This is a genomic window from Bartonella sp. AP280QHHD, from assembly GCF_042196125.1.
Taxonomy (GTDB): domain Bacteria; phylum Pseudomonadota; class Alphaproteobacteria; order Rhizobiales; family Rhizobiaceae; genus Bartonella.
Genome location: NZ_JBHIPQ010000064.1, coordinates 1 through 2,120, shown reverse-complemented (window position 1 = coordinate 2,120; position 2,120 = coordinate 1). Strand labels below are relative to the sequence as shown.

The 2,120-nt window shown below is 36.2% G+C and carries 2 protein-coding genes and 2 pseudogenes; all 4 read right to left on the bottom strand.

What is annotated here, in order from left to right; all coding sequences use genetic code 11:
• A partial coding sequence (locus ACFIMK_RS09540) for a hypothetical protein (RefSeq protein ID WP_375683088.1) occupies positions 1-418 on the bottom strand: 418 nt, incomplete at its 3' end.
• A gap of 31 nt (positions 419-449) precedes the next feature.
• The gene (locus tag ACFIMK_RS09535; protein ID WP_375683087.1) at positions 450-1,190 is read right to left on the bottom strand and encodes an antA/AntB antirepressor family protein; all 741 of its coding nucleotides are present in this window, start codon (positions 1,188-1,190) and stop codon (positions 450-452) included.
• 70 nt (positions 1,191-1,260) lie between these two features.
• A pseudogene (locus ACFIMK_RS09530) lies at positions 1,261-1,617 on the bottom strand (antA/AntB antirepressor family protein).
• A gap of 65 nt (positions 1,618-1,682) precedes the next feature.
• Positions 1,683-2,056: pseudogene (locus tag ACFIMK_RS09525) on the bottom strand (hypothetical protein).
• Positions 2,057-2,120 lie beyond the last annotated feature (64 nt).

The window sequence follows — 2,120 nt, the reverse complement described above, 5'->3', positions numbered from 1 at the left end:
TGATCTCTGCGTTTCCATGAATAAATGCATAACCATAGATTTTGGCATTTCCCCCAACTTTTGCTCTGATGGAAATCAATGGACTGTCATAAATTTTAGCATTTCCATTAATAAATGCACCACCGGAAACTTGTGCATTTTCGTAGATTTGTGCATTGGCAAAAACACATGCATTTTCGTAAATATCAGCAATGTTATCAATATAAGCATCACCAAAAACTTTGGCATAACCATAGACTTTTGCATCATCGCCTACCCAGCAATTGCCATCATGACTTAGATTGTCTTCATTCTCTATAAAGCCGCCAAGATCACCTTTCTTGACATCCCCCAAATCTCTCAATGCACGAATGCGGCGGAGTGTTTTGTCATTAACTTCAGTTTTTTCATCAGTCAGTTCGTATTTCTTTTTTATCATAATAACCTCCTCTTAATGCATGCTTTGTCTTTTAAGCTCTTGAGACAGCACACCAATTCCTTTTGCTGTGATTTTTGCGCAAAGGAATGACCTTTTCTATTCCACTTGCGGTTTGAAGTGTGATAGTTGGACAATCCATAAGTTTCTTTTGGATTTTGTCTTGATGAGAAAGCAAATTTCCACCTGCTGCTCGTCTGTAAACCCAACCTTTTTTCTGTAAGAAGAGAATGAACTGTTTTGATTGCATCTCGAGTATTTTAGCAGCTTCTGTAAGACCGAAGAGTCCATTATGACGCTGTAAGCTTTCAAGAGCCATTGCCTTTGGTTTAAGGGTATTCACTTCGCTTTTTAAGGTCTCTAATTGTGTGACGCTTTCTAAAAGCAGTTTTTTCACAAAGAGAGGGTCTTCTAAAGCGTTTGCAAGGTCTAAAGGTTTCTTTGCACGCCGTTCACATTCAATAAAATATTGACGGGCTTGTTTACCTTTTTCATTACGCTCTACCATGGAAAGTTCTTTTGCCATTTCCAAAGTGAGATGGTAATTAATTGCGATAACAGCTCTAGATTTTGCGCTCGCCAAATTTGGTGACCGCAAATCTTGTGTTTTTATAAAATCTTGTCCTTCTATAAAATTGTATCTGGTAATACGGTCCTTAATCCAATTGGAAAAGTCACGTTTTGCCTCTAAGAATGTATGCAGATCACGTGCATTTACTGTCTGAACAATTTCCTTATCAATGGCTTGTTCTTTAATCTCTATGAGAGTATTCATGATGAACTCCTTTCAAAAAGTTCATATTTTTCAGATGTTACAATAAGGCTTTTCATCATCACTTCCTAAATTAATGAAAACACAAGTTTTGGCATAATATTCTGCCATAGTTTCTATGGCGCTCTGCTTTAGCGATTTTCCTTGCTGCGTAAATTTTGAAGTAATGATTATCGGTTTTATCTGTTTCTATTTCAGATTTTGGACAAATCTTCTGTCTGTTCCATTCTTGTTTTGTAAAAACAAAATCCACGCCTTCTTTTAGATCAAGCTTTTCAACACAATCATTAAACCAAGTGGAAAAATCTTATTTCAAATGTAAGTGCCTATGCATTACATGGGCATTGACCATTTGGACATAACCGATTTTGTTGTCTACCTCGTTTTCAGGTATGAGATATCTTTCACTATCATTATCATGTGTATTCATAAGTTTACTCTAATCAATTATTGATGGATTAAAGGGGGCACATTTAAAAGCGCCCTTTAGAATTTTTAAAGCACATCACAAGGACGCAAACGGTGTTGTTGTTCGTAAGTACCGTAAATCTCATCATTATATTTTTCGTCTGCGATCTCGCCTAAAAGTTTATTGTAACATCACTTTCTCATATAAAATAATGAACCTCACTATCCTCATAGAGACGTTCGATATTTTCTTTTACATATGCTTCTGCGATCTCTTCAGAAATGTCTTCACAGTTCTTTTCAGAAGGATTGATGCGAAAGATTTGGATTGCATCATCTGCCTCGTCAATAATTTTTAGAACTTGGCTTTCATCCAGTGGTCCTGACCGACCAATGTTTTGATCATCATTATAGACAACTAATAAAATTTCATCGGAATTTATAAGAATTGGATTTTCCATAATTTTTCCTCCCTAACGCCTCTTGGCGATTGTTTGTGCGTGGTTTATGGATACCAATGTAGTG

Coding starts and splice junctions, on each gene's coding strand:
- ACFIMK_RS09535 (WP_375683087.1), bottom strand. CDS start 1,190: ATGAATACTCTCATAGAGATTAAAGAACAAGCCATTGATAAGGAAATT.